We start from the raw sequence: 26,963 nt of genomic DNA, 5'->3' as shown, positions 1-26,963 counted from the left end.
CAGTGACACCCCCGGCACGCACCCGCCCCCACGGAGAACCGCCCCATGCACGACCCGCACCACGAAGTCCCCACCCTCCAGCAGGAGATGACCACTGACCTGAACAGCGGAGCAAGCAATGGCGATGGACCGTCCACCGGCCGGTCCATCGCGAACGCCTTCGCCCCGGGGGTGGCGGAGGGGGAACTCCGGCACGAGGGCGTGCCGGAGCAGGAGGGGGTGGGCGAAGTCGTCGTCGCCGAGCAGCAGCCCGCCGTCGTGCGCGCTGCCGATGAAGCCGCGCTCTACCGTGTCGCCCGTCGCCGCGAAGCCAGCAGCGACGGCCAACGTAAGGAGCGTGTCGATGCCCGCTACAGCGTTGACGAGAAAGCGAGGATCCTCGCGAAGGCCAAGGCGTTGGACATCACCGGCGCGCACCTGGTCGGCGCGGTCGTCATGGCCTTCGTCAACGGCGAGGCACACCTGCCTGACCAGCGCACGGTCTACGACGACGTGATCGATGAGTTCGCCGCCCTGCGCACCCAGATCGCCCGGATCGGCACCAACGTCAACCAGATCGCCCGGCGCCTCAACTCCGGTGGCGATCCACACCCTGTGGACGCCGCCATTCTGGAGCGGGCCGAACGCCTCCTGGCCACAACCCGGGACGCGGTGAAGGCCGTGGACGAGGCCGCCTTCCGGGCGGCCGTGCAGAAGGCGGGCCGGGCGTGATCGCGAACATCGTCAAACCGGGCAGCAAGACCCGGGGCGTGCTGGCCTACCTGTTCGGGCCGGGCACGGCGACCGTGCACACCGACCAGCACATCGTCGCCTCCTGGGACGGCTTTGCTCCCGACCCCGGCCCCGAAGGCAGCCCCGGTCACAGGGAGCGGATGGACCAGCTCGTCAAGGCGCTCGACCTCCGGGTCAAGCAGGCCGGCGACCAAGCTCCGGAAGGCCATGTGTGGCACTGCTCGCTACGCGCCGCACCCGAGGACCGCACCCTGACCGACGCCGAGTGGGCCACCATCGCCCGCCGCGTCCTGCACGCCACCGGCATCGCCCCACACGGTGATCCGGACGGCTGCCGCTGGATCGCCGTGCGCCACGCGGACGACCACATCCACATCGTCGCCACCAAGATGCGCGGCGACCTGCGCCCGCCGCGCAACTGGAACGACTACCACCGCGCCATGACAGAACTCACCCAGATCGAGATCGACTTCGGCCTCCACCAGGTAAACCGCGACCGTGACACCTGGCCCGCCGCCAAGCGCCCCACCCGGGCGGAGAGCGAGAAGGCCGCCCGCAACGGACGCGACCGGGCCGCGCGCGAGCAGCTGCGCCGCATGGTGCGCACTGCGCTCTCCCACGCTCACAGCGTGGAGGAGTTCCTCAACCTGCTCGCAGATGCGGGCCTGCAGGTTGAAACCCGCACCCTGCCCTCCGGCGACCTCAAGGGCTACAAGGTCGCCCTGCCCGACGACACCAACACCGACTTCGAGCCCATCTGGTACTCCGGCTCCAGTCTCGCCACCGACCTGTCCCTGCCCAAGATCCAAGAACGCCTCGCCGCCACCGAACCCGCCGCCCCACAGCCCGCAGGCCGGCTTCGGCCGAACCCATGGCACCAGGCCGCAGCCACCATCGAGCGCATCCCCCACCACCTCGCCCAGGACAACCCGGCGACAGCCTCGGCACACCTGGTGGCGTTCGGGGAGATCCTCTACGCCCTGCCCGCCCTCGCCCCCGCCCACCTCCGCGCCGAGTTGCGCCAGGCGGCCTTCGCGTTCGAGTACGCGGTCAACACCCGTGCCCGCGTGGACCATCAGCATGCCCGCGCAATACGCGGCGCCCTGAGAACCATAGGCTCCCACCCGGCCGACGACGGCCTCGTGGCCATGCTCGTGGACGCCGCCATCCTCGCTGTCATCGCCGTGCGCCGCAGGAGCGCTCTGCACCACCACGACCAGCAGGTGGCGGCAGCGCAGCAGACCCTGCTCCACCTCCAGGCCGCGTACGGGCAGGCCGCACCGGTCCCTCTGGCACGACTCGCCGAACGAAAGCCGCCGGCCGACGTCACGCGCCGCTACGCCGAGCACCTGCGCAAGGCCGTGCCATCCTATGCCGAACAGGTTCTCGACGAGACCGCCTGGGACGCACTGGCGGCCGTGCTCGCGGACGCCGAACGCGCGGGACACAACCCCGCTACCCTGCTCCAACAATCAGCCGGGCTGCGTCCCCTGGACGATGCCCGCTCACCAGCGGAAGTCCTCACCTGGCGCATTCAGCGCCTCGGTGTACGCCACGCACCCAGCCCCCGCGCCGTACAAGCCCGCAGCGCCACTGCCCGCACCCGACCTGCCCCGAAGACGGCTGAACAAACGCCTCCCGCGGTCACACCGCTGACGTCCCTTCCGCACCGGTCGCGGTGATCACCCGGCCAGACAAGCAGGGTCTTCGGCGCTCATGCGGAGATCCTGAGACGTCGATCGGAGGAATCCGGTTTCAGTTCGGCAAACAGCTGACGGGTCCGACCACGCCATAGTCGGGCCCGTCAGCTGTCCAACCTCAACGGCTTCCGGCAACGACGGCCCCCCGACTCCGGGGAGAGCCCAACTCCCCTGCCAGCGGCTGCTGTCAGGCTGAGCAGTATTCGCCGCAGGCCGTCGTCAGGAGGAGAGCATGAGCAACGCCGATCTTGGTCCGCTCGTCATCACGCCCCGGAGCGGAAGTGAGCCGATACGGGCCAACGGTGAAGCTGTAGGCAGACTCGGCGAGTTCTGGAGCTGGGCCTGCTCCGACCTGGCCAACAACACTATGCGCGGTGTCCTGGCCGAGTACCTCGTGGCCACGGCCCTGGGCGCGGCAGCTGGTACCCGCACCGAATGGGACACCGTCCGACATCCGCACGCCCGAAGGGTGGCGCGTCGAGGTGAAGTCGACGGCCTACCTCCAGTCGTGGGCGCAGACCGAGCTGTCGGAGATCAAGTTCCGCATCGCGCCCGCCTCCGGCTGGGACGCAAAGACGGGCACCACCTCGGCCGAAGTACTGCGCCGCTCGGACGTGTACGTTTTCTGCCTGCTGCACCACCAGGACAAGCAGACCCTCGATCCCCTGGACCTCGGCCAGTGGACATTCTACGTCCTGCCCACCCGGATACTGGACGAGCAATGTCCTGGCCAGAAGAGCATCAGGCTGTCCAGCCTCAAGCGCCTCAACCCGCTGGAGACCGACTTCACTGGCCTGCAGAAGGCAGTCGCCGCGTGTGCCGAAGGCACTCGGTAGTTCCAGGGGCGGTGGGCTCAGCCCGCGCGGCAAGGACTGTCTCCGGGGCCCCCGAGGCCGGCATCGGGGGGCCTCCGGGCGTCGATCGCCACGAGGAGATCAGCGAGCGCCTCGTACGGACGCCGGTCGTGAAGTGCGTCCACTCTGTGTGTCTTCCCCTCAGGGTGCTTTAACGCCGTCGCGGAGGTATAGCGGGCGTCCCGCCGTGAGAGCGGTCATAGCGGCGGTGAAGCGGCGCCGGACACGTTCACCGAGCCGGGCGCCGGCCTCTTCCGGCTCGACGAACGCGACCTCGGCAAGCTCTTCGTCCCGTGGGTGCAGCCGGTCGGCCTGGTCCTGGGGCAGCGTGCCGCCGTTGAAGATGAACGCGATCTGGTCATCCCATGGACCGTGCGGAGCCACCCAGTCCACCACCAGCATCCCGTGCACCGTGATCTTCAGCCCCAGCTCTTCGAGAAGTTCGCGGCCCACCGTCTCCTCGGGCGGCTCGTTCGCCTCCGCCATGCCGCCGGGCAAGTCCCAGTCCGGCTTGTAGGTGGGATTCACAAGGAGTACGCGCCCGGTCGGATCACGCAGCAAGACGTCAGCCGCAACGCGCTTGCGGGCCTGCTTGGCGTTGCCTTCGGCAAGGTAGGCGTTCCAGGCGTCTGTGTCGCCGGGGTCGGGTGCGGTGGGCCTCATGCGCGGGTGCCTCCCGGTGATGACGGGATCAGATCGGCCAGGAGAAGCATTCTCGCCCTGCGTGCATCATCGAAGCGCACCAGGTACTCACGGATCGGCCGATACGCCTTGTGCAGTTCCAGCAGTCGGCGCAACTCGTCGAGCTGCTGGACGACCCGGACAGACCCCAGGGTCGGGCTCGTGCTCAGCAGCCCGTGTGCGGCATGTACCGCGGCGTCCAATTCCCTGCGGCGCACGTGGATGTCCACAAGGCTGATCTGGCTCAGTGCCAGCGACCGCGCCCGCCCGGTCTCGCGCAGGGCGACGGCCTGTTCGGCATGCTGTAGGGCGTCGTCGAGCCGTTCCAGGTCGCGGAGGATCAGCGCGGACTCGCTCGCCAGGGCGGCGGCGTCGAACGGGCTCAGCCACGGGTGCTCAGCATCCGCACCGCCCTCCAGATCCCGCTGTGCCGCGTCGAGCGCCCGGACGGCCGGGGCGTGCTGTTCGGCGGCGGCCAGGGCGCGGGCCTGCATCGTGTGCAACCGCGCGGTCAGCGCCGGAATCCGCGGCCCCTGCGCCGCGAGTTCAAGCCCGGTGCGCGCCCAATCCACGGCCGCCGCCGGGTCACCGGTCTGAAGCGCGAGGTGGCTGCTGCTCGCGGCGACATGGGCGGCCAGTGGGAGGTCACCGGAGGTGCGGGCCAGAGGCAGTGCGCGCGCGAAGTGCCGCCCGGCAAGGTCATCCTGTCCGGAGTCGTGGGCCATCCAACCGGCCATCTCCGTCAAGGCCGCCGCCGCGGCGAAGACCTGCGGACCGATCGCGGTGTCGACGAGGCGGGGTGCCACCCGGTCTGAGAGATGCCGCACCACGGCCCCGTACAGACGGCCGCCACCGGTCTGCCGGTCCGCGTTGCGGAAGTGGTCCATGGCCGCGAGATCGTCACCGTCCGGTGGCGGATGGTCCGTTCTCTGGTGCTCCGGCACGGCGGCGGCAGGCTCCCATGACCGGCGGGCCAGACCCAGTAAGTGGCCGGGGATGTGGAAGGCGTCGGCGATCTGCTCGAACAGGGTCAGCTTCTCTACCCGGCTCTTGCCGTTCATGTAGTCGTAGAGGCGCCCCTGTGTGATGTCGACGGCGGCGGCGAGCCGCCGCGTACTCACACCTCGGCTGTTGAGCATGCGGAACACGGTGCCCATGTCCCGCTCGGCCAGCGCGCGCAGCAGACGCTCATCCCCAAGCAGGCCGGAAATGATCACCCGCGGATCCGGTGGCTGATGACTCATCTACGACTCCCCCGAGTAGCGGCGACTCGATGCTATGTCCAACGACTGTCCCCTGACTCCGTGTTGGAGTCACGTGCTGGAGTCTCCCCACCCGGTCCGTGCGTCGTTGACTGGCTCCCAGCCACGAGGGACGCACCCGTGAACGTCTCCCCGTCGGCCGTCCCGCCCGCAGGTTTCTCCCCCGAGGCATGCGAGCGGGGCTCCCCCCTCCGCCCCGACCAAGGCGTTGACGATGACCCAAGCAGGAACCACGCAGGAGAGATCCGCCGCCGCCACCGGCCCCGATCCGTCATCCGCCGTGCTTGAGGCAACGGGCACGACGACCCTGCCAGAGCGGCAGCTCGCCGCTACCACCTGGCTCCTTGGTGCCGCGGACGACCGGGACATAGCGCGTCACCAGTGGGACGAGCAGGGCATCGCGCTCCTGTGCTGCGGCGGCATCCTCTCCGCCGTACGGATCCCCGCTCGCATCGTGTGGGCCACGGCCACGACGGACGAGCTCGGGAAGGTCGACGCCTTCCTCGCCCGGTGGTTCGACGGCGGCGCCGTGTTCATGGACCTCCACGCCCAGCTGTATTACGCCCTGGTACCAGGCACGGCTGAATGGCGGTTGAAAGAGCGCGACTTCCCCGGCGTGAGCTACCTGGGCCGTGACAACTTCCTCGGCGTCCCAGCGAGTCGGCTCACCACGCCGAAGGGGCGCGGGTACTGGTGCCTGCCGATGCAGTCACCCGGAGACCTCTGTTACCTGGATGAGGTGGAGTCGCTCGTCATCACCGGGCGGGCGGCCCTGGGCGAGGGAGGCGGCCGGTGAGCGTGGAGACGCTGCGGGGCGCGCGTCAGCTCCCCGGGCAGCGTCCGATACCGAGCGGGGAGCGGACGGCCCCCGCCGTGGGCCCGATGCCGTGGCTCACGGCCACCGGGCGCCTGGAGCAGGTCCTTACGGCATGGAGCCGCGGGCAGCTCGCGGAGGTCCCCGTGGGCCTCGGGTTCGATGTCCTGCTGACCCCTGGCGCCATGGCGGAGGACACCGTGCGGCGGATGCGTGAGGCCAGCCGCCGGGTGGGGCCGGTCATCCTCGGCCCGTCCGGCGGGGAGTTCCTCCTCGAACGTGGCTCTGCGCCCCGCTGGTCCGCGCCCCGCTCCCGGCTCCTCGTACCGGGCTCGCTGATCCTTCTGCCCCCGCCCGCCGTGTGCCACCCGGAGACGGTGGCCGCCCGGGGCTGGTTCGTTCCGCCCGTGCATGAGGAGACCGGCGCACCGCTGTGCGCTGAGGTGACGCCCGGGGGTGCGCTCCTGGAGCCGTACCTCACCGCCGTCCAGGCCGCCGAGGACGAGGAGGCCGACAGTGGGGCGTAGTGACGGCGCTCCGGTCGACGCGGAGGTGATCCGGGAGACGTACACCGGGATTCTGAAGGCCGCCCGCCTCCCGGAGGCCGCGGAACTGGACAAGGCCCTCGGCCGGTTGAGGGGGCACGTCCAGCTCCTCGTGCCGGAGGCCATGGCTCTCGCGGCACGCATGCGGGGGATGAGGCGGCGTACGGCGGTTCACTGCCTCGTCTGGGCGTATCAGCTCGTGCAGGAGGAGGAAGACGACCTCTCCGCCGCGCCGGAGGTCCGCGTCCAGGACCTCGCGATCGTCGCCCGCGCCCTCCTCGCCCTGTACGAGTACACGGGCCCGCTCGGCAAGCCGTACCGGGCCGGGGAGATCGAGAAGACCGTACGGCGACGCATGTGCGGCATGTGCATGCAGCCGATCGAGGACGGCGAGCCGTTCGAGCGGGCGGTGTACGCGAGCGAGGCAAGCGGCGGCATCCGCGGCTACAGCCACACCGGGAACTGCGCCGGGCTCGCCGCGGCACTGCGGTCACAACTGCGTGCCGTTCCCTGACCAGCACCACAGACCCCCTGGGGCTTCCGGGCCTTGTCCCCGGGGATGGTGGCTCCGGGCGTTCCTTTCTCCCCGCCCGGAGCCACCTGCACCACGCGAAAGGAGGCTGTCCTGTGGAAGCGCATTGGGTCATCGGTGACTGCTGGCTCGGGTGCGGGCGCACCGGCCTGCCGGTGGTCTGGCTCGGGCCGTTGCAGTGGGACGGACAGCACGCACCGGTTTACGCGTGCGAGGACGACCTCAACCGCCTCAAGGTGCAAGCCCTCGCCTACTTCATGCAGCGGCAGCCAGCCATCGCCTGACAGACGCCCTCGCGGGCTCCGGCAAGACGCCGCGGGGGAAACGGTCCCCACCCCGAGGGGACCACCACCACCGCCCGCTGCCAGAACGGCGGGCGGTAGTACCCCGGCCGGGGCTGCTTCGTTGCTCCACCCGCCCCGGCCGGGTTCCATCACTGCGACACAGAGGAGAGGCATGTTCGTCCACTCTGACCGTCTGCCGACGAGCACGGCGGTCCCGCAGGGAACCATCACCCCGCTGCCGTGGGGAGTCAGCCGTATGGCGCCGTACCCCACGATGGCTCCCGGGTACACCACGGCCCGGCTGGACCCGGACACCCAGACCGCCGAGTTCTTCGACGCGAGTGGCCAGGTCATGGAGATGCCCGGCCACGGAACCAGCACCGGCACCAGCCCCTCCACCGGGACCAGCCCCGACGGCAACGGCACCACCCAGGACACCGACACCGGGAGCGACAGCGACCAGTGAATGACACACGTCCGGTGTTGGTCGTCACCAGCCTGCACGACCCCACCGCCGACGTGGTGATTCGCGAGCTGCACGGCCGGGACATCCCGGTCGTGCGGCTCGACTCGGGGGACTTCCCCGCATCGCTGTCGGTGGAGGCAGAGATCACCCCGCACGGGATCGAGGGACGCCTCCTCACCCCCTCGCGCACCGCGGACCTGGCCAACGTCCGCGCGATGTACTACCGCCGGCCGACCGGGTTCTCTTTCCCGCACCTCAGCGACCAGGACGCACGGTTCGCCGTCACGCAGGCCCGGTACGGGCTTGGTGGGGTGCTGGCCGCCCTGCCGGGCTGCCTGTACGTCAACCACCCGCACCGCATCGGGGACGCGGAGTTCAAACCGTCCGGGCTCGCCGCGGCCGTAGAGGCCGGCTTCCTGGTGCCGCCCACGCTCATCACCTCCAGCCCTGACGCGGCCCGGGCCTTCATCAAGCGGCAGGGCTCGGTCATCTACAAGCCGCTGCACAACCCGGTGTACCGGGTGGACGGGGTGTCGAACGTCGTCAAGGTCGCCGAGGTGTCCGCCACGGACATCGATGACGGTGTGGCGGGCACGGCGCACCTCTTCCAGAAGCGCATCCCGAAAACTGCGGACGTACGGGTGACCGTCATCGGTACCCGGGTGTTCTGCGTCCGTATCGACTCCCACCTGTTGGACTGGCGCACCAACTACGACCGGCTCACTTACACCCCCGTGGAGCCGCCACCGGGCATCGCTCCGGCGCTGCGCCACTACATGGACCACTTCGGGCTTGTCTTCGGGGCTTTCGACTTCTGCGTGGCCGAGGACGGGCAATGGTGGTTCCTGGAGTGCAACCCCTCCGGTCAGTGGTACTGGCTGGAACCTGAGACGGGTCTGCCCATGTGCGCAGCCCTGGCCGACCTCTTGGAGAGGAAGACCACGACGTGACCGACGACGACAAGGCCCTCCGCCTCGCGCTCGCCGAGCGCCTGGCCGCCAGTGGCCACCTGCGCACCGACCCATGGCGGGCCGCCGTCGAAAGCGTGCCCCGGCACGAGTTCGTGCGCGGTGGCTACTTCGAACGGGCCGACAGCCCCGGCCCCACGGCGTGGCGGCCGGTCCTGCCCTATGACGCCGGATGGTTGGGTGGCTGCTACCAAGACGCCTCCCTCGTCACCCAGATCGCCGGGACGATCGCCCCCCGGGACATCCGCGGCGAGATCCTGCGCGAGCCCACCTCATCGAGCACCCTGCCCGGCCTCGTCGCCCGGATGCTCGAAGACCTCCAGGTCGAGGACGGCAACCGCGTATTGGAGATCGGCACGGGAACCGGCTACTCCACCGGCCTGCTCTGCCACCGACTCGGCGAAGACCTCGTGACGTCCATGGAGGTGGACCCGGAGGTCTCCATCCGTGCCCGTGCAGCGCTCGGGCACGCCGGGTACGCGCCGTTCCTGATCACTGGTGACGGGCTGGCCGGCCACCCCGACGGCGGCCCGTACGACCGGCTGATTGCGACGTGCGGCGTCACCGAGCTCCCGTATGCGTGGGTGGAGCAGACCCGGCCCGGCGGGATCATCCTCGCCACGCTGTCCGGCTGGCTCTACTCCTCCGAACTCGCCCGGCTCACCGTGGAGGAGGACGGGACGGCCCGCGGCCGACTCCTCGGCGGGCAGGTCTCCTTCATGATCGCCCGTTCCCAGCTCCCGCCCCCGCTCGGCCTGCTGCCGGACATCGACGAGGGCGAGGAACGCACCACCGGGCTCCCCCCGCACGCTCTGGACGACTGGAACACGCGCTTCGTCGCCCAGCTCGCGGCCCCCCGCGCGCAGCGCCTCAACCTCAACCGGGACGGCCGCACCGAACACCTCCTGATCGACGTGGACGCCGCCGCCTGGGCCGCTCTCGTCCAGGACGGCGATGCCTGGACCGTCCGCCAGGGCGGGCCCGTGCGCTTGTGGGACGACGTCGAGGAGACCGTCACCCAATGGCGCGCCGACGGCGCCCCGGGCCTGGACCTCTTCGAGGTCACCGTCACCCCCGACGAGCAGACCGTGACCTGGTCTAGGGTCTGACGGCACGAGCACCAGGAGGCGCGAACGATGGCGGATGAGGAGCCCTTGCACGAGTGGGCAGCCCGACGTGACCGGCGCCGTGCCGCGCAACGGCAGATCACCGGCACACGCCGCGCCGTACCCCTCGCCGACGGAGCCCGCGCCTCCCATGTCGCCCCCAACGCCCCGCGCGCCCTGATGGAGTGGGACGGGCAGACATGGGTGACAGTCGGCGTGGCCCCGAACGCGGACGCTGCCAGGGAGTTTCTGGGACACGTTCCTGAGCCTGCCCACGAGAGCGGGCCGGACGTCCAGCCTGCTCCGCCTGGTCTCGGCCCCGGCCGAGGACGTCACCGGAAGCCCTGACCGACCCGTGCCAAAGGCGCCCCTTCTGATGCCTGGGGCGGGCGCCGCTCCGGCGGCTCACCCTGTCGCCACGAGCGGCGACGCGAGCGAGCTACGGGTCGCCATGCCGCCGCCGTGGTCAGGCTGAGCGCGTCAGGCTGCCGGCGAGCTGCCACGTGCGCCGGCGGTCTTCCTCGCGGGCGATGTCGGTGTAGGCGACGGTGATCTCGGTGGCCCCGGCCTCCATGTAGCGGCGCAGTCCGGCTGCGACCGTCGCCTCGTCGCCGATCAGTGCCAGGTCGACGGCGCGGTGTGCGCCCTCCATGTCGCGGACGCGGCGGTAGGACGGGATCGAATCGTAGAAGGCCAGATGGGCGGTGGCCGCGGCCCTGGCCTGGTCGATGTCGTCGGTCACGATGGCGGGGACCGAGGCGATCACCCGTGGAGCGGGGCGGCCGACACGCGTGGCTGCTTCGGTTATCCGGGGAACGATGTGTTCCTCGAGGGTCCGGGGTCCGGCCAGGAAGGGCATCGTTCCGTCTGCCAACTCACCTGCCACGCGTAGGGCCTGGGCGCCCATGGCGCCCACGATGAGCGGGATCTCCGGTTCTGCGCCGAGGACCTTGGTGGGGCCGACCGGGCGCGATGTCAGGGTGCTGCCCTCGTAGGGGGTGACCTCACCGGCGAGCAGGGGCCGGAGGGCGCTGAGGTACTCGCGCAGGTGAGCGATCGGCGGCGGGTAGGGCAGGCCGTAGGCGTGTGTGAGCAGGTCCGGTGCTCCGAGGCCGATGCCGAGTTGGAAGCGGCCGTGGGTGGCCGCCTGGGCTGTCTTGGCGGCGGATGCGAGGATTTGCGGGTGTCGTGGGTGCATGGGGACGACGGCGGTGCCCACGGAGATGCGGGGGACCTCCCGGCCCACGACGGCCGCGAGCACGATGGCATCGTGCGTGGCCGGCTGGTTGAACCAGACCGAGTCGATCCCCAGTTGTTCGGCTTCCCGGCCCAGTTCGGCGGCGCGGTCAGTGACGTTCTTGAGGTTCTCTGTGGGGGCGAACTGGGGCATGGCTACTCCGACGCGCATGTGTTCTCCCTCGTCTTGGTGAGCGACGTGCTCGTCATTACTGGGCCTCAATCGGTGGGATGGGTGCTGGTGAAGTGATGAAGCGGCGGGCCCGCAACCTGGCTTGGCGCTGCGGCTGACGACCGTGCGCTTCCTGGCTGTGTTCTTGGGCGTTCCTGCGGATGGTTCGGCGAAGGTCGTGGACTGTCTCGCCGAGGCGGAGGCGAGGGCGGGGGTGCTGGGGGGAGTTCTCCGCGCTGGCGGGACAGTCGCGCAGGTGGCGCCTTCGCGGCCGTCAGGCCGTTGGGGCGGAGGTGCGGAAGTAATGGCCCTTGTCGAGGTCTTCGAGGAGCCCGGGGTGGGTCGGGTGCCAGTCCAGCAGTTCGCGGGTCAGGGTGTTCGACGTCGGCGCGTCGAAGCCGAGGAGGGCGCCGAGGAAGCCGAAGCGCTCGGCCGCGGCCTCGGGGGCCACGGAAGCCACCGGGACGTCGAGGTGCCGGCCGATCACCTCTGCGATGTCCCGGATCGGGACGCCCTCCTCGGCGATGCCGTGCAGTACTGATCCCGCGGGTGCCTTCTCGACCGCCAGGCGGAACAGCCGTGCGGCGTCCAGCCGGTGGACGGCCGGCCAGCGGTTGGCGCCGTCGCCGATGTGGCTGGAGACACGCTGGGCCCGGGCGATGGAGATCAGCATCGCCATGAAGCCGTTGTCCCCTTCGCCGTGGCAGCTGGGCGCCAGTCGCACTACGGACGAGCGCACGCCGCACGAGGCGAGTGCGAGCGCGGCATGGGCCGTGGCCTGCCGGATCGTGCCCGGCGAGCCGTCGATGGCGGCCCTGTCCCGCTCGGTCGCCACCCGCCCGGGCGCGAGGCCGAGGAGATTGGAGGCGATGACGAGGGGGCGGTCGGTACCGGCGAGCGCGTCGCCGAAGGTGTCGACGGCGCGGCGGTCGGTCCCGGCAGCACCTTGCAGGTTGCCGGCGAAGGCCATGTCGTTGTTGAAGGCGAGATGGATCACCCCGTCCGAGGCGGCGGCGGTGCTGCCCAGGACGTCGAGATCGTCAACGGTGCCGTGGACCGCTTCCGCCCCGGCGGCGGCGAGGGCGTCGGCGGTGGCGTCGGAGCGGACGAGCCCGACGACCTGGTGCCCTGCGCCGATGAGCTCGGGCACGAGGGCGGAGCCGATCCAGCCGGACACACCGGTCACGAAGATGCGCATGGAGAGGACCCCTGACCACTGATGTCAGTCACTGTCATCAGACCCTAACACCTGATGTCAGTCACTGTCATCGCGTAGGATCCGGGCATGGGCAGATGGGAGCCGAACGCATGCGGTCGCCTCGCGCAAGCGGCGTTGGAGCTGTTCGGTGAGCGCGGCTACGAACAGACCACGGTGGCGGAGATCGCCAAGCGGGCGGGCCTCACCGAGCGGACGTACTTCCGGCACTACGCCGACAAGTGCGAGGTGATGTTCGGTCAATCCGGCGCGCTGCAGGAGCAGTTCGTGACCGCGGTAGCCGAGGCACCGCAGTCCATGGCGCCGATCGACGCCGTGGCAGCGGGACTCGAAGCGGTCGCCCAGGCGTTCGCCGACCCCCGCGAGTACCGGCAGCGCCAGGCCGTAATCGCGGCGAACGCGGAACTCCAGGAGCGCGAGCTGACCAAGTACGCCTCGATGTCTGCCGCGATCGCGGACGCCCTGCGCCGACGCGGCGTCGCGGAGCCGTCCGCGACTCTGACCGCCGAGGCGGGGATCTCCGTCTTCAAGGTCGGCTTCCAGCTCTGGCTCTCGGCCTCCGAGGAACGCGAGCTGGCCCAGGTGATGCGGGAATCGCTCGACGAGCTCAAGGCCCTGACCGCGCGGCGTGCCTAGATGAGAGAGCCGCAGTGCTGGTAGGCGATCAGCGATCGTCTGATCGTGGCGTCGATGGTCCGTGGATCCGGTAGGGCGAGCACACCAGGACTTGGCGGACCACCAGTGACGGCGCGCAGCGGAGAGGTGCATCCCGTGAAGACGAACACAGCACGCAGCGGTTCTCTGGAGCTCGGCTCGGCTCATGCGATCGTGACCGGCGGATCGAGCGGCATCGGGCTGGCCACGGCCCGGCTGCTCGCGGCCCGCGGGGCGAAGGTGTCGCTGATCGCGCGTGGAAAGGAGCGTCTGGAGGCGGCGGCCAAGGAGGTGGGGGCCGCGGCCAGGGTTGCTGACGTCGCCGACCGCGCGGCCGTCACCCGTGCCGTGACCGAACTGGAGCAGGAGCAGGGACGGCCCTGTGACGTGCTGGTCGCCTCGGCCGGGCTGGCCCGCCCCGGGCACTTCCTGGAACTGCCGGACGATGTGTTCCGGCAGATGATCGACGTGGACTACTTCGGCACGCTCCACGCGGTGCGGGCCGTCGTCCCCGGCATGGTGGAGCGCGGACAGGGCAGCGTGGTCGCGGTGTCGTCCGCTGCCGGCCTCATCGGGATCTACGGCTACAGCGCCTACGGACCGGCGAAGTTCGCCGTGCGCGGGCTGATGGAGTCGCTGCGGGCCGAGCTCACACCGCGCGGCGTGCACGTGGGGGTGGTGTTCCCACCGGACGTGGACACCCCGCAGCTGGCTGAGGAGAACCGGTGGAAGCCGGCCGAGACCCGGGCGATCGGCGGCACCATCGCACCCATCCCGGCCGAGCGGGTCGCCGAGGCGATCATGGCCGGCATCGACCGACGGCGCTTCCTGATCTGCCCGGACACCGGCACGTGGGCGCTGGCACGCTTCGGCAGTGTGCTGATGCCTCTGCTGAACCGGGAGTTCGACCGCAGGGCGAGGAAGGCGCGGGAGACGGACGACAACACCTGACCCTTCCGGGAACGACTGCCGACGATCCTCGACAGCCTCGAGGCCGGCCGCAGACCGGCCGGTCGAGCCGGCTCTGTCCGGGCTTCACCACCTGGACTCCTGGAGCACCTGGTCGAACAGCCTCTTCCCGGGCGCGCTGCGCACGCCGCCCCGCCGCAGACCGAGCGCGAACAACTGGCCGCCGACACCAAGGAGTCGGCCACGCTCGCCTCCCATTCGCCGTCGGCCCAACACCCATACTGGCCCGCCACCAAGGTTCGCCGCTCCCCGCGGTGCTCCCCGGCACACGGGCCGCACAGGTTCCGGCTCTTCTCACTCACCCAGCCGGATGCGAACCTCCGCCGCCCGAGGGACGAAGCCCGGAATCGTTCACGCGACACGCACCAAGGTGATGTCGCCCGCACACTCCTCATGGGGCGGGCCAGCGTGAACCGACGACCTGGCGGCGGCCAACCTCATCATCCTTCGTACTGACATCCGTACCTCTGCGGTCGTATACGGCTTTTGCCCCGGAGAGGGATGGTTGCCGACCGATCGTGGACGAGTCTGGACGCCATGCCGGCACCGCAAAGGTGCCGGCTCAAGTGATGAGAGAGGCGGGACGGCGGCCAAGGCCCCGGATCCCTTGCCAGGCTCTTCCGCCCGCGCGTCCCGCCCCACCAGATGGAGATGAAATCTTGCTGCGCAGAACAGCGACCTGGCTTGCCGCACTCGGTATCGCGGCAGCGTCCGCGACTCCCGCGTTCGCTGTCTCAGGCGGACACGAGGTGCGGAACCCGTCGGAGGCCCCCTGGATGGTCACCATTTCTTCCGGCGACGGCACCCCTGCCCAGCGGTTCTCGTGCGGCGGTGTGCTGATCTCGCCGATCAGGATCGCCACCGCCGGGCACTGCCTGGACCACGCGAACCCCCGCGACCTGGAGATACGTGTCGGCGGCGGCCCCCTGTCCACGCGCCCCGGACGGCTCGTCCATATGCGGGGCTTCGCCGTCCACCCGAACTATCGGACCATCCCCTCGCCCAAGGACCCCCAGAGCTACGAGAAGTCGGGCGCGGCCGACGATGTGGCCGTCATCGTGCTCACGAAGCCCGTCCGGGGCGTCCACCCGGTCCCGGTGGCACGGCACGCTCCCGCGGTCGACAGCCGCGTACGGGTCTACGGCCACGGGTTGACCAAGCCGCCCACCGAGAAGGACCCCAGCCCGGTCGGCGACGTCCTGCGCCGGGCCGACATGAAGGTCATCGGTGACCGCACCTGCAACAGCCGACTCGCGGGTGTCGTGGACGGCACCTCGGTGCTGTGCGCGCGGGCCCCGCGGGCGACCATCTGCTCAGGTGACAGCGGTGGCCCGCTGCTGGAGCGGGGGCGCCGGGGCCCCGAGTTGGCCGGGATTGTCAGCTTCGGCTCCGAGGTGCTCGACAAGGCGTGCGTCCAGGGCCATCCCAGCGCCTTCGCCGACGCCGCGAAGCTGCGCGGGTGGCTGACTCAGCCCCGCCCCACCCTGGTGCCGATGCCCGCAGGGAAGCTGACCATCACGGGCCGACAGCAGGCCGGCTCCAAGCTGACCTGCCACCTCCCGCGCTGGGCCGGCAAGGCTCCCGACTCGGTCAAGTACCAGTGGTTCAGAAGCGTGACCGGTGACGACGGCTTCACGTTCCTCGACGCCATCGACGGAGGCACCGGGGCGAGGCTGACCCTCACCAAGGATCTCGCCCGCAGTGCCGTCTCGTGCCAGGTCGAGGCGACCTCCGCGGGCGGCACAATCGCACTCGAGGCGATGACCCCAAGCCCGGCCTGAGCTGCGGGAATCGGCGAAGGCGGTCTCACTGGTCCGGTTGCCCCGTGCCGGTCGTCGCCGTTCCGGCGGACTCGCCGCATGCCCGGAAGGCGTCGGCCGACACCCTGGGCCGGTCGTGACGGTCACCGCGCAGTCGAACGCCTCCAAGCCGACGAAGTAGGCGAAGCCCGCCAGAGCCGCCGGTTCCCTCAAGGTGACCGAGGCCAGGCGGGGCGGCTGATGAGTGGTCCGACGCCAGCAGTGGTCAGACAGAGAGACAGGGTGGCTTGGCGCCCCCCCGGAGCCCTCTGAACGACTGTCCGGCGCTACCGTCGAGTGCCGTCGTACCGTTCGTGCGGCGATACGACACTCGGCGGTAGCTGTTTCACTATACGAGACGTCGTCAGCTGTTACTTGGTCGCACTCGCCAGGTCACCCGCGAACTTCGACACCTTGGTCATGACGTCGGGCTTGCCCGCCTCGGCGCACCCCTCTCCCCAGGAAGCCAGACCCGCCAGGAGCCACTCCTTCCCGTCCGAGACAAGCAGCGGAGCGCCGCGGTCGTTCACGCAGGCGCCGACGCCGCCCTTGGGCTTTCCGCCGCAGATCATGTTCTCGGGGTTGTAGTCGCCCTGGTAGGCGCGCTTGCAGGCGGAGTCGGGGAGCAGCGGGAGCGTCGCCTCCCGCAGGTCGCCCGGCGACTTCTCCTGGTCTGCGGAGGTGGTGCCCCAGCCGAGGAGGCGGGCCTTGGTGCCGGGCGTGTACGTGAACCCTGACGGGACCCACTTGATCGGCTTGTACTGGGAGGGCATGGGCTTGGCCAGCCTGAGCACGGCGATGTCGTTGTTGGGGACCTTCGCCTTGCTGGGGTCAGTGGAGTAGTCGGCGAAGCTGTCCGGTATCCAGACGTCCTTGACCCTGATGGGCGTGCCGGTCTTCTTCGTGTAGGCGTTCGCGCGGCCTGCGATGACTCTCGTCTCGTCCTTGTTGTCCTCGGTCGAGTAGATGCACTCAGCCGAGGTGATGACATGGATCTGGTCGAACGCCAATACACCGGCGCAGAAGTCCGTCTTGCCGTACTTGATCAGCATCATGAACGAGTTCTTGTCGGTCCGGGCGGGCTTGCCGCCGACGACAGCCTGCGCGGTCGCGGTGGCGACCACCGCCGCAGCCGCAACCCCGGCCACTGCGGCAACGGTTTTGACGGTGCGCTTTCGCTTGGACGCCACGCGCTTGTGCTTGAACATGAAACGGGAACTCCTCGAAGGGAAAGTGGGGAAGGTGGACGGAGTCCACAAAGAAGTGAGGCAACCCAAAGCCCGCAGCCGGCTTCCTCCCGCGCTTGCCCCGGAAGTCGTCCCAGCCGCTCGGCGGCGCCGACCTTCCAGCGCGTCAGCTCAGGTCTGGGCACGCTGCCGCGTGTGATGCCACCGTACGGTTGCACATCCGGGCGAGCATCACTCGAATGGCTATGCGGCGCTACATCCAAAGAACTATGGCCCTGGGAATTCTTGAAGGGCCTGAAGGTCGGTGCGCAGTGCGGCAATGAGGAAGTTCCATGATGATTGCGCGCAGGTAAACGGCCCTGGAATGAGGAGCCGTTGGGGTGCTCGCGCAGTTCGTCACGGTGATCATTGCGGGGAGATCACCGGTCACTGAGCCACCTGGTGGTGCGTCAGCACCACCAAGGCCCGCACCAGCGCGGTCGCGTGTCGCGGGTGCATGCGCACCTTGGTCGGAATTCCGGAAGGTCTTCGGGCTCGCGAAGCTGTGTTCGACCGGCGCCCGCGGGCTGCTGAGCAGCCGGTTCACGACCTTCTTCGGTGACGACAGCCGCTTGCCGCCGCTTGCCTCGAACTCCGTGATGACCGCCGGCTGCTCCTCGGCGCCCTCGTCCAGACCGACGAACCCGGGTCGGCCACCGCTGCGAGCTCCAGCTCGCGCAGTCGCGCGTACAGCTTCTCGTAAGGGGCCGCCGTGATCTCGCTGCAGGTGCCGCGGCGGACCGAGGAGATCGACAGAAGCCGCCCCTTCGCGTCGGTCAGGGCGCGGAGCAACAGGCCATGCGCCTTGTGCTTCCCCGAGTAGTTCTTCCGGTTCGCCCGCCCACTGCCGCGGGGCCCCGGGCCTTTGCCTCTTGGGCGCGGTGCGGTCGGCGTCACATCGTGCTGTCGTCGGCAGACGCGATGCGGCGTGACGAGCGGCAGGTCGCCTGCGTACCACTTCTGGGTTACCTGGGTGAGATCGAAAGTAGGACGCCGTCGGCATCCCTCAGCAGCGAATATCGCTGCACGTGATCGGTGAGACCCGGTCGTCCACCTTGAGAGGAACGCATGATGCAGACGCAGCTTGTACACCACCACATGACCCTCGCCGCCACCGGCACAGAAGTGGGCGTCGCGGTGGTGAACGGCGTGCTCGTTCTCGGTGCCTTTGCCTGCCTGGTGCTCTTCATCTGCACCCTGGTCAGCATCATCAGGTCCTCCCTTACCGTGGGGATGAAGCTGATCTGGATGATTTTTGCCTTCATCGCCCCCTTCATCGGCTCCCTGTGCTGGTTCGTCGTCGGCCGCAAGGACGCCCGGCGTCGGCCGGGCGTCGTCTGACACACGAGCTTCGATCAGCTGTAAGCAATACGAACACCGGCCGGGCCGGCGCCGACATCGGCGCCGGCCTCAAGCGCTGCTTCGCCCGCTGTGGCCGGGAGTACGGCGGTGACCTGCCAGCCCCGCTCGGGGCGCGGCCCGGTGCGCAGTTCGCCGCCGAGCGCGGTGACGCGTTCGGTGAGGCCGACCAGGCCGAAGCCGCCGCCGCGCGCCGCAACCGGCAGTGCCGTGCCGCCCTTGCCGTTGTCGAGCACGGTCACCTCCAGGGCCTGGCCGTCGTGGGTGAGACGGACGGCGACCTCGGTGGCGTCGGCGGCGTGGCGGCGGATGTTGGTGAGCGACTCCTGCACGACACGGTAGGCGGCGACCTGGATGTCGTAGGGAAGGTCGTCGGGGACGGAGGGATCGCGGTGGAGCACCGCTTGCGGGCCGACCGGGCCGCCGGAACCTTCGACGAGTTCGGGAAGGGACGCCAGAGTGCCCACGCGGCGATCGGCGGCGGCCTTTCCCGCGGCCGTCTCCTCGAGGCTGTCGCGCAGGAAGCCGACGGTGCGGCGCATGGAGGCGAGCGTTTCGGTGGCGCCGCTCACGACGCCGTCCAAGAGCTTGGCCAGCTGGTCCGGGTCGGTCGTTCCGATCATTTGTGCCATCCGGGCCTGCATCAGGATGCCGGTGACGTGGTGGGCCACGAAGTCGTGCAGGTCCGCCGCCATCGCCAGACGCTCGGCGCGCTGGGTCGCGGCGACGGCGGCCCTGCGGCGTTTGCCCAGGGCACGCAGATAGCCACCGAGTGCCGCCATGCCGGCGCCCAGGACGGCCATGGGGCCGGACCCGAGGAGGAGCGCGACGCCGACGAGGAGGGAGCACCCGACCACCCACCGGGGACGGCAGTCGCGGACCGCGATCAGCTGCAGACCCGACAGGGCGCCGGACACCGCGATGGGCAGATCGTCTCCACGCGCGACATCGGTCGCACACAGGGCGAATACGATCAAGGCGACGCCGGCGGGCACGGCGGTGCGCAGCTCGGCGGTGAACCAGGCCGGCCGCTTGGCGACCGGCCACGCGAGGGCGACCAGGCAGAACGGCAGCACGAGCAGGTCCCACCACAGGCTGACGTGGTAGTAGGGGTTCGCCGTCTGTTCCCAGTAGGCCGCGAGCACCAGCATGGCGACCACGGTGGCTCTCAGGATGCCGCGCCCTCGGATGGGGCGGGCGGCGAGGTCATCGGCAGGGGGCTGCGTCATCACACGTCACCTCGGTGCATGGTGGGCAGGTCCGCCGGAGCGGTGGCGGCCGGCCCCGGACCCGGCCGTCGGCCGGACGGCGCGCATTATGCCCGACCATGTCCGATGGGTGACGACCTGGATCACCATGTGGCGACGGTACGGGTGTCCATGTAGATCAGGCCGCGTCCGGGTTTTTCGCCCGCGGCTTTGTCGCACGTGGGACGGGTTCACAGGGCGAGCGCCACGCCGAGGGCGATCAGCACTGCGGAGATGCCGAGGTTCAGTACCCGGTGGGAGAGGAAGACGGCCGCGAATTCGCGGATCGTCGCGCTGGGCCAGAAGTAGCGGGCCGTCGGTGAGCCGATGACCTGTGCCCTGACCTTCTCCTTGCGCGCGATCTGTGCGGCGCGCATGACGTGGAAGTTGTTGGTGACCACCAGGGCCCGGTAGTCGGTTTTGTGGTCCTGCATCAGCGCTTTACTGAAGCGCAGGTTCTCCTGGGTGGTGCGGGACTGGTCCTCGACGAGGATCCGGTCGGCCGGTACGCCGGCCGCGATGAGGTAGTCGGCCATCGCCCGCGCTTCGGGGAGGTCCTCGTCCGGCCCCTGGCCGCCGGACGTCAGCAGCATCGGTTCCCGGCCCTTGGCCCGTTCGGCGTCGAAGGCGGCGCGTCCCCGCTCCAGCCGGCTGGCCAGCAGCGGCGGAACGCGCGAACCTCCGACCAGCCCGGAACCGAGGACCACGACGAAGTCGACGGCACCCCGGTGCCCGATCCTGCCGTAGACGAAGGAGTAGAGCAGGAAGCACACGAAGAGGAACGAGACATAGCCGAGGGCGCCCGTCACCGGGGTCACCACCAACTCCAGCGGCTTCCACCGGGTGTTACGGGCCAGCACGCTCAGCACGAGGAACAGGATGATGCCGACACCTGCCGCCAGCGACAGCAGGTTCGCCAGGCTCCTGCCCTCACGGCGCAGCATCGTCACCCCGTTGACGATCAGGAAGACGGCGAGCACAAGCATCGTCGGAGGCAGCAGGAGGAGGGGAGCGGCGAGCAGGTACACGGCCGCCAGTGCCGACGCCTGCATCACTTCCCCCGCCAGCCCCACGAGCAGGAACAGGAGCGCGAAGAACAGGTAGACGCCGTTGCGTACGAGTCTTCGGTCGTACGCGAAACTGCAGGCGAAGACCAGGAAGAAGACGCCTGCGGGAGTGAACAGAACCAGGTGCACCACTGTGCCGGCCCCTTGTACGTCATTGATCGTGCCGGGAGGTCTCCGGCCGAAGGAGGGAGGAAAGGGAGAGGGGGAAGGAAGAGGTGAGGAGGAGAGATGCGCCGTGGCGGCCGGGAGACACCGGCCGCGCCTGGCCGTTGAGGCTCAGGCTTCGCCTGCCTGGTGGACGAGGATGGCGATCTGGGTGCGGTTGTCCAGGTCGAGCTTGGTGATGATGCGGCTGATGTGGACCTTCACGGTGGCCTCGCTCATGTGGAGCGTGCGGGCGATCTCCGCGTTGGCAGCGCCGGTGGCCACGGCGGCGGCGACCTCGCGTTCCCGGCCGGTGAGCCGGGACAGTTTCCCCTTGGCCTCGGAGGCTTTGCTGCCCGCTCCGGTGGCGAACCGGGTCAGCAGCCGTTTGGTGATGGCCGGGGCGAGGATCGCCTCGCCCTTGGCGACGATCTCGACGGCACGGGCGATCTCGTGCGGTGGGGCGTCCTTGAGCAGGAACCCGGCGGCGCCGGCCTGGAGGGCCAGGTACACGTACTCCTCCAGGTCGAAGGTGGTCAGCACCAACACCTCGGCCGGAGAGGCCAGCGCCCGTACCCGGCGGGTGACTTCCAGACCGTCCACGACCGGCATGCGGATGTCGGTCAGCAGCACATCGGGCCGGTGGGCCTGCACGAGCTCGACGGCTCGGGTGCCGTCCGCGTCCTCCGCGACGACTTCGGCGGTCCCGGTGCTCTCCAGGATCATCCGCAGCCCGGCACGTACCAGCGGCTCGTCGTCCAGCAGTACGACTCGGATCATGACGGGTACCTCGGCAGGCTCGCGGTGACCAGGAAGCCTCCCCCGGGGCGGGGGCCGGCCGTCATCCTGCCACCCGCCAGCTGCACCCGCTCGCGCAGCCCCAGCAGTCCGAATCCGGTTCCGGACTCGGCCGCCGACGGGCACGCCGCGGGTGAGCTGCGTACCGAGACGGTGACGTCCTCGTCCGACACCCCGAGGGTCACGTCCACCTCGGCGCCAGGCGCGTGCCTCGCCGCGTTGGCGAGGGACTCCTCCACCAGCCGGTACAGGGCGCGCCCGGTCGTGCCGGACAGCTCGGGCAGTTCGTCGGGCAGGCCGACACGTATCCGGCGGCCCGAGCGGGACGCGTCCTCGACCAGCCGGCGCACCTGCTGAACGGTCGGCAAAGGGTGCAGCGGCACGTCCTCGTCCCCCTTGCCGAGCACGCCGACGAGCTTGCGCAGCTCCTTCAGCGCCGTCGCTCCGGCGGTCCGTATCGCGGTCGCGGCCTCCAGTGCGGCGGCGTCGCCGGAGGTCATCTCCAAGGCGCCCGCGAGCAGGGTCATCTGACTGATCCGGTGGGCCACCACGTCGTTCAACTCCCGTGCGATACGGGCGCGTTCCTCGCAGACCGCCCGCGCGGCCAGCAGCCTGCGCTCGCGCTCGGCCTGCTCGGCACGCTCGCGCAGTCCGGCGAGGAGTTGCGAGCGTTGCCGCAGCCACAGTCCGAGCACGACCGGGGTACCGACCGTGGTGACCGCGACGCCCGCCATGACCGGCAATCCGAGCCCCAAGGGCCAGGTGCTCCACGGCGCGACGACCACCACGCCGCCGACGACGGCGGTCACCCAGGTCATTGCGGAGGGCCCGTACCGCCTCGCCACCGTCCAGCAGGCCACGGGCACCGCACACAGTGTGCCCACGAGCACCCAGCCCAGCAGCGCGGCCGACGCCGCGGAGAGGGGGAGGCGGCGACGCAGGACGATCACACACGCCACGGCGAGAGGCACCACGGTCCGTCCGCCGGCCAACAGCCCGAACGCGGAGCCGCGGGCCATCGCCACGCCGAGGGCCCCGACGAGCGCCCCCACTGCCCCGTCCCCGAGCCACCGCAGGAGGGAGCCCCCGCCCCACCAGGGGCGGGGACTCCCGTCGCCGCAGCTCGCCGCGGTCGCGGCGCCCCCGGGCCGTCCGGCGGAAGGCATCACACGTCCCGTCGTACCAGTGCCGTACCCGCACCGACGACGACCAACGCGGCCAGCACCGTCAGGGGCAGCGGCGACTGCCACTTGAAGGAATCCACCAGCGACGCGGCGGAGAAGAACGGCGCCATCCACCACTCTTTCAGCACCTTCGACAGGAGGCCCTCCACCACGATCGGCACGGCGAGCATCACGATCATGGCCACGGTCGCGTTGCGGGTCAGCGCCGCGAGGCCCAGCCCGACGAGGAAACTCAGCACCCCGTAGACGACCACCGCGACCAGCACCTGCCCGATGCGCGCCCAGTCGTCCGGCGCGCCACCCCGCAGCACCTGGGCCAGCAGCGTCATCCCCACCAGCAGGACGCCGGTGACGGCGGCTAGGACAGCGGAGATCACGGCCTTCGACGCCATCACCACCGGGCGGGACCTCAGCGTCAGGACCGTGGTCGTGATGGTCCGGTAGCGGTACTCGTGACCGAACGCCCCCACCACGATCGCCATCGGGAACAGCAGGACCAGGGGCAGCGTCGTGTTGAACGAGGCGACGAAACGCCAGAGCCGAGTCTGGTCGGTGTGGCCGGCCGCCATGTAGGCCACGAGGAACTGCAGGACCGCACCGGCGGCCAGGAGTATCCAGGTGGAGCGGAGGGTACGGATCCGGATCAGTTCATAGCGAAGCGCGTTGAGCATGACGGTTCTCTCTTCGAAGTCGGCGGCGGTCAGATCCGGGCCTGCGGTGCATGCGCCTTGTACGCGGCCACGTCGGAGGTGGCCTTGAAGAACGCCTCCTCCAAGTCGGCCCGTACGGCCGAGAGTTCGAGCAGGGTCACACCGGCGCTCCGGGCCGCGGCGGCCACGCCGTCCGTGGTGGCGTTCACCACGGTGATCCGGCCGTCCTGTTCCTGCGACGCCTCGAACCCGGCCGCCCACAGCGTCCGCAGCAGCGCCTCGGGCTGGTCGGCACGGGTGATCACCTCCTTGCGGGAGTGACGGGCGATGAAGTCGTCGGTCGATTCGGCGGCGATCAGCCTGCCCCCGCCCAGCACGATCAGGGAGTCGGCGAGCACCGCCATCTCGTTGAGCAGGTGCGAGGAGACCAGCACCGCCCGGCCCTCCCCGGCGAACACCTTCAGCAGATCCCGCAGCCACCGGATGCCCTCGGGATCCAGCCCGTTCGCCGGCTCGTCCAGCATGATCACCGCCGGGTCGCCGAGCAGGGCCGCGGCGAGCCCGAGCCGCTGCCGCATGCCGAGCGAGAACTCGCCGGCCCGCCGGTTCGCGGCCGAGGCCAGGCCGACCATCTCCAGCACCTCGTCCACCCGCCGCCGCGGCAGACCCGCTCCCGCGGCGATCATCCGCAGATGCGCCCGCGCCGTCCGCCCGGGGTGCACGGCCCCCGCATCCAGCAGCACACCGACCGTCTGTGTCGGGTACTCCAGCTCCGCGTAGGTGCGGCCGTCGAACGTGGTGCGGCCTTCGCCCTGGTCGAGGCCCAGCATGAGCCTCATCGTGGTGGACTTGCCCGCACCGTTCGGCCCCAGGAACCCGGTCACCACACCCGGTTCCACCGTGAACGACACGTCGTCGACGGCTGTCACCTGCCCGTACCGCCTGGTCAACCCCTGCGCGACGATCATCCTGATCTGTCCCCTCACGAATCCCGGCACCACCTCGGCACCGGCAGGGCACCAGACTCGTCACAGCGGGCCGGTCAACCGTCCGCCATCCGGCCAAAGCCGCATACACCAAAGGATGTACGTCCTCAACAGCCAGCCGCCCACAGCAGCCACGAAGTTGATCCGTGGCTCACCGACGTGGCTTCAGAGGGGCACTCGGCGATACTGAGAACTACCGTCAGCCACATCACGGCATGCGGGTCTCGATCGACGGCTACCACGACCCGAACCCCTTGGCCCTGCCCCCTTGGCTCTGGTGTCGCTCGTCCGCGAACTGGGCCCCCTCCTCGCGGAGCTGCGCAGCCGGGTACCAGGGCGTGGGCGGGGCAACCCTGGAGAACGTCCACCAGCGGCTGCGGCAGCTTCAGGTCAGCGGACAGACGGTCGACGGGCGCACGGAGAGCCCCCGGCGGGACAGGGGGGTGTCCTCGCCGGGGGCGGTTCTGGGTGGGGCGGTGCGTCAGGAGAATGCGGGGACGGCGGCGGGCCGGGCCTTGTTGATGTTGCTGACGAGGTTGTTGGTCAGCGGGAAGTTGGCCAGACCCCACTTGGAGTTCCAGAGGGCGTCGCGCGGCGTCTTGGCCATGTTCTCCATGGTGACCAGGGCGGGCGTGTCCCACTTGCCGGTGCCCCAGGCCACCGGCCTCTCGCCCCACTTGGCGAAGCGGAAGGCGTGCGTGCTGGGTCCGTCCTTGTGGTAGACGATCTTGACGTGGTTGCCATCCATCGGCACCTCGTTGATCGGGTGGGTGCTGTAGCCGCCGTGCCGTGAGGCGGCGAGGTAGCGGGGCCGCTCCTCACCCTGCTTCTGGAAGACCACGACGGACTCCCAGTCGTGGCGGTGCCCGCACTCGGTGATGCTCGTGGGGTCGCACTGGTCCTTCTCGAAGTACAGCGCGTAGACGTACGCGCACCAGCCGTGCTGGCACTTGGACTGCGCGTAGGTGTTGGCCTTGCCGAGGTGGTTGCTGCGGCACATGCCGGTGAGCGAGCCGGACGGGTTGAGGCCGCCGTTGAGCCTTCCGCTCGCGTCGACGGCCGCCGCCGGGAAGCAGCTGTCGGAGTCGTAGTCGAAGCGCGGCATGTACTTGTTCTGGAAGGTGCTGGCGTTCCACCCCAGCGGGTTCAGGACAGCGGCGTCGGCACTGCCCGCCAGTCCGGCGGTCAGCGCGGTGACGCTGCCGAGGACGACGGCCGCCTGAGCGAGACGGGAGCTTCTGCGGGGCTTGGACGGCTGGGCCATGCGGGGCTCTCCAGTTGCTCGGTTGCCGGCACCCCCTCGGCACCGGCGGGGCACCAGACTCGTCAAGGCGGGATGGTCAACCGTCCGCCATCCGGCCAAAGCCGTGTACACCAAAGGATGTACGTCCTCAGCAGCCAGCCGCCGCACGGCAGTCACGAAGTTGATCCGTGGCTCACCGACGTGGCTTCAGATGGGCGTCGGAGGTGGACGAGCAGGTCGTCATCGCGGAGATGCCACCACAGGTGTAATGGCCGCCGGCGATGTCGACAGCGTCGTACAGGGCGCTGTTGTTCTTCATGTCGGTGGCGACGGTCCAGGCGTGGTCTCCCCAGTTGTCACCGCCGACCAGCTTGACCGAGGAGTAGCCGTTCGCCTTCAGGGCAGCCTTGAGATTCACGAAACAGGTGGCGTTGAAGTCCTTCCCGTTCCAGCCGCCGACGTAGTCGACCGTCACACCGTGCTGCTTGGCGCAGTCCAGCCAGGACAGGTAGTAGTCGATCATGTCCTGGGAGTAGAAGTTGCCGCCCCCGATCCAGCCGGGCGCGCCCCAGGGCATGCCGAGGACCTTGATGTCGGGGTTACGGGCCTTGGCCTGCTCCATCAGCCAGAACCCGTAGCCGGCTTCGCAGTTGACGGTGCCTGGGGTGCTGGTGGCTGGCCTCGGCGCCGTCGGTGGAGTTGGTGTCACCGCCTATCTCCACCTTGAGGATCTGCAGGTTCGCGCCGTAGGGAGCGCGAGACGCCGGTGGTGTGCAGACCGCCCCCGTCGGGGTGCCCGCTTGGCGAGCGGTGCCGCCGCACGCGTGTCCGGCGGCGAGGGAGGGCGTGTGGCCGGGGAGCCGGTCAGGGCCCCGGCTCGGGACCGCACGCCCCGGCGGGGCACGCCTGGGACGCTCCTCGCGGAGACGCCGCTGGTCGCGGGGGGGGGGGGGGGGGGCCCCCCCCCCCCCCCCGGGGGCCGGGGGGGGGGGGCGGGGGGGGGGGGGGGGGGGGGGGGGGGGGGGGGGGCGGGGGGGGGGGGGGGGGGGCCGCCGGGGGGGGGGCGGCG

General features: G+C 70.1%; 27 protein-coding genes and 1 pseudogene. 15 read left to right on the top strand and 13 right to left on the bottom strand.

What is annotated here, in order from left to right; all coding sequences use genetic code 11:
• Positions 1-45: 45 nt before the first annotated feature.
• The 3 genes from ACFY9I_RS29630 (at position 46) to ACFY9I_RS29620 (ending at position 3,268) form a co-directional block, all read left to right on the top strand.
• A complete protein-coding gene (locus ACFY9I_RS29630) occupies positions 46-711 on the top strand; it encodes a plasmid mobilization relaxosome protein MobC (protein WP_391007099.1) in 666 nt (221 codons plus the stop codon).
• Positions 708-2,414: a relaxase/mobilization nuclease domain-containing protein gene (locus ACFY9I_RS29625; RefSeq protein ID WP_391007097.1), complete on the top strand. Its 1,707-nt coding sequence runs from the start codon at positions 708-710 to the stop codon at positions 2,412-2,414. The genes ACFY9I_RS29630 and ACFY9I_RS29625 overlap by 4 nt, the downstream gene beginning before the upstream one ends.
• Before the next feature lie 500 nt (positions 2,415-2,914).
• Positions 2,915-3,268 (top strand): hypothetical protein, encoded by a 354-nt coding sequence (locus ACFY9I_RS29620; RefSeq protein WP_391007096.1) that lies wholly within the window; start codon positions 2,915-2,917, stop codon positions 3,266-3,268.
• Positions 3,269-3,427: 159 nt separating this feature from the next.
• Here ACFY9I_RS29620 and ACFY9I_RS29615 read toward each other — a convergent pair whose 3' ends face one another.
• Both ACFY9I_RS29615 and ACFY9I_RS29610 read right to left on the bottom strand, forming a co-directional pair.
• A complete protein-coding gene (locus tag ACFY9I_RS29615) occupies positions 3,428-3,949 on the bottom strand; it encodes an NUDIX domain-containing protein (RefSeq protein ID WP_391007094.1) in 522 nt (173 codons plus the stop codon).
• Positions 3,946-5,211: a helix-turn-helix domain-containing protein gene (locus ACFY9I_RS29610; RefSeq protein ID WP_391007093.1), complete on the bottom strand. Its 1,266-nt coding sequence runs from the start codon at positions 5,209-5,211 to the stop codon at positions 3,946-3,948. Before ACFY9I_RS29610 ends, ACFY9I_RS29615 begins: the two co-directional genes overlap by 4 nt.
• Positions 5,212-5,443: 232 nt before the next feature.
• On the opposite strand from ACFY9I_RS29610, the gene ACFY9I_RS29605 reads away from it, so the two are divergent.
• The 8 genes from ACFY9I_RS29605 (at position 5,444) to ACFY9I_RS29570 (ending at position 10,292) form a co-directional block, all read left to right on the top strand.
• Complete coding sequence (locus ACFY9I_RS29605) at positions 5,444-6,025, top strand: hypothetical protein (protein WP_391007091.1); 582 nt, start codon at positions 5,444-5,446, stop codon at positions 6,023-6,025.
• A complete protein-coding gene (locus ACFY9I_RS29600) occupies positions 6,022-6,570 on the top strand; it encodes a hypothetical protein (protein ID WP_391007089.1) in 549 nt (182 codons plus the stop codon). The genes ACFY9I_RS29605 and ACFY9I_RS29600 overlap by 4 nt, the downstream gene beginning before the upstream one ends.
• On the top strand, positions 6,560-7,102 hold the full coding sequence (locus ACFY9I_RS29595; protein WP_391007087.1) for a DUF6415 family natural product biosynthesis protein: 543 nt from the start codon (positions 6,560-6,562) through the stop codon (positions 7,100-7,102). Before ACFY9I_RS29600 ends, ACFY9I_RS29595 begins: the two co-directional genes overlap by 11 nt.
• A 113-nt stretch (positions 7,103-7,215) precedes the next feature.
• Positions 7,216-7,404, top strand: a complete 189-nt coding sequence (locus ACFY9I_RS29590) for a hypothetical protein (protein WP_391007085.1) — start codon at positions 7,216-7,218, stop codon at positions 7,402-7,404.
• A 172-nt stretch (positions 7,405-7,576) separates the two neighbouring features.
• Positions 7,577-7,870: a putative ATP-grasp-modified RiPP gene (tgmA, locus tag ACFY9I_RS29585; RefSeq protein ID WP_359144491.1), complete on the top strand. Its 294-nt coding sequence runs from the start codon at positions 7,577-7,579 to the stop codon at positions 7,868-7,870.
• Positions 7,867-8,820, top strand: a complete 954-nt coding sequence (gene tgmB / locus ACFY9I_RS29580; protein ID WP_391007083.1) for an ATP-grasp ribosomal peptide maturase — start codon at positions 7,867-7,869, stop codon at positions 8,818-8,820. Before tgmA ends, tgmB begins: the two co-directional genes overlap by 4 nt.
• A complete protein-coding gene (tgmC, locus tag ACFY9I_RS29575; protein WP_391007082.1) occupies positions 8,817-9,947 on the top strand; it encodes an ATP-grasp peptide maturase system methyltransferase in 1,131 nt (376 codons plus the stop codon). Before tgmB ends, tgmC begins: the two co-directional genes overlap by 4 nt.
• 27 nt (positions 9,948-9,974) lie before the next feature.
• Positions 9,975-10,292: a DUF6087 family protein gene (locus ACFY9I_RS29570; RefSeq protein WP_391007080.1), complete on the top strand. Its 318-nt coding sequence runs from the start codon at positions 9,975-9,977 to the stop codon at positions 10,290-10,292.
• 118 nt (positions 10,293-10,410) lie between these two features.
• On the opposite strand, the gene ACFY9I_RS29565 is transcribed toward ACFY9I_RS29570, so the two are convergent.
• Positions 10,411-11,352 carry a TIGR03564 family F420-dependent LLM class oxidoreductase gene (locus tag ACFY9I_RS29565; protein ID WP_391007079.1) on the bottom strand — a complete coding sequence of 314 codons (942 nt, stop codon included), beginning with the start codon at positions 11,350-11,352 and terminating at the stop codon, positions 10,411-10,413.
• A gap of 274 nt (positions 11,353-11,626) precedes the next feature.
• Positions 11,627-12,550: an NAD-dependent epimerase/dehydratase family protein gene (locus ACFY9I_RS29560; protein ID WP_391007077.1), complete on the bottom strand. Its 924-nt coding sequence runs from the start codon at positions 12,548-12,550 to the stop codon at positions 11,627-11,629.
• 87 nt (positions 12,551-12,637) lie between these two features.
• Between ACFY9I_RS29560 and ACFY9I_RS29555 the strand changes: the two genes are divergently transcribed.
• From ACFY9I_RS29555 to ACFY9I_RS29545, 3 genes are all read left to right on the top strand, one after another.
• Positions 12,638-13,204, top strand: a complete 567-nt coding sequence (locus ACFY9I_RS29555; RefSeq protein ID WP_391007075.1) for a TetR family transcriptional regulator — start codon at positions 12,638-12,640, stop codon at positions 13,202-13,204.
• Positions 13,205-13,339: 135 nt separating this feature from the next.
• Positions 13,340-14,173: an SDR family NAD(P)-dependent oxidoreductase gene (locus ACFY9I_RS29550; protein WP_391007073.1), complete on the top strand. Its 834-nt coding sequence runs from the start codon at positions 13,340-13,342 to the stop codon at positions 14,171-14,173.
• A gap of 587 nt (positions 14,174-14,760) precedes the next feature.
• Complete coding sequence (locus ACFY9I_RS29545) at positions 14,761-15,972, top strand: trypsin-like serine protease (protein ID WP_391007072.1); 1,212 nt, start codon at positions 14,761-14,763, stop codon at positions 15,970-15,972.
• A gap of 389 nt (positions 15,973-16,361) precedes the next feature.
• On the opposite strand, the gene ACFY9I_RS29540 is transcribed toward ACFY9I_RS29545, so the two are convergent.
• Positions 16,362-17,198: a trypsin-like serine protease gene (locus ACFY9I_RS29540; RefSeq protein WP_391007070.1), complete on the bottom strand. Its 837-nt coding sequence runs from the start codon at positions 17,196-17,198 to the stop codon at positions 16,362-16,364.
• Positions 17,199-18,314: 1,116 nt separating this feature from the next.
• On the opposite strand from ACFY9I_RS29540, the gene ACFY9I_RS29535 reads away from it, so the two are divergent.
• Positions 18,315-18,557, top strand: a complete 243-nt coding sequence (locus ACFY9I_RS29535; protein WP_391007069.1) for a PLDc N-terminal domain-containing protein — start codon at positions 18,315-18,317, stop codon at positions 18,555-18,557.
• 14 nt (positions 18,558-18,571) lie between these two features.
• On the opposite strand, the gene ACFY9I_RS29530 is transcribed toward ACFY9I_RS29535, so the two are convergent.
• The 8 genes and pseudogenes from ACFY9I_RS29530 to ACFY9I_RS29495 form a co-directional block, all read right to left on the bottom strand.
• Positions 18,572-19,804, bottom strand: a complete 1,233-nt coding sequence (locus tag ACFY9I_RS29530) for a histidine kinase (RefSeq protein ID WP_391007068.1) — start codon at positions 19,802-19,804, stop codon at positions 18,572-18,574.
• A 209-nt stretch (positions 19,805-20,013) separates the two neighbouring features.
• Positions 20,014-21,021, bottom strand: coding sequence for an ElyC/SanA/YdcF family protein (locus ACFY9I_RS29525; RefSeq protein ID WP_391007066.1), 1,008 nt, complete (start codon positions 21,019-21,021; stop codon positions 20,014-20,016).
• Positions 21,022-21,165: 144 nt separating this feature from the next.
• On the bottom strand, positions 21,166-21,813 hold the full coding sequence (locus ACFY9I_RS29520; RefSeq protein ID WP_391007064.1) for a response regulator: 648 nt from the start codon (positions 21,811-21,813) through the stop codon (positions 21,166-21,168).
• Positions 21,810-22,997 carry a histidine kinase gene (locus tag ACFY9I_RS29515; RefSeq protein ID WP_391007063.1) on the bottom strand — a complete coding sequence of 396 codons (1,188 nt, stop codon included), beginning with the start codon at positions 22,995-22,997 and terminating at the stop codon, positions 21,810-21,812. The genes ACFY9I_RS29520 and ACFY9I_RS29515 overlap by 4 nt, the downstream gene beginning before the upstream one ends.
• Positions 22,997-23,686 carry an ABC transporter permease gene (locus ACFY9I_RS29510; protein ID WP_391007061.1) on the bottom strand — a complete coding sequence of 230 codons (690 nt, stop codon included), beginning with the start codon at positions 23,684-23,686 and terminating at the stop codon, positions 22,997-22,999. The genes ACFY9I_RS29515 and ACFY9I_RS29510 overlap by 1 nt, the downstream gene beginning before the upstream one ends.
• 29 nt (positions 23,687-23,715) lie before the next feature.
• A complete protein-coding gene (locus tag ACFY9I_RS29505) occupies positions 23,716-24,651 on the bottom strand; it encodes an ATP-binding cassette domain-containing protein (protein ID WP_391007059.1) in 936 nt (311 codons plus the stop codon).
• A 481-nt stretch (positions 24,652-25,132) separates the two neighbouring features.
• Positions 25,133-25,915, bottom strand: coding sequence for an NPP1 family protein (locus ACFY9I_RS29500; RefSeq protein WP_391007057.1), 783 nt, complete (start codon positions 25,913-25,915; stop codon positions 25,133-25,135).
• Positions 25,916-26,087: 172 nt separating this feature from the next.
• Positions 26,088-26,616, bottom strand: a pseudogene (locus ACFY9I_RS29495) (hypothetical protein).
• Between the last annotated feature and the right edge of the window lie 347 nt (positions 26,617-26,963).

Origin of the sequence: Streptomyces sp. NPDC012510, assembly GCF_042955065.1 — a bacterium.
In the GTDB taxonomy this organism is placed as follows: domain Bacteria; phylum Actinomycetota; class Actinomycetes; order Streptomycetales; family Streptomycetaceae; genus Streptomyces.
This window is presented reverse-complemented; position numbering and strand designations above follow the sequence as displayed.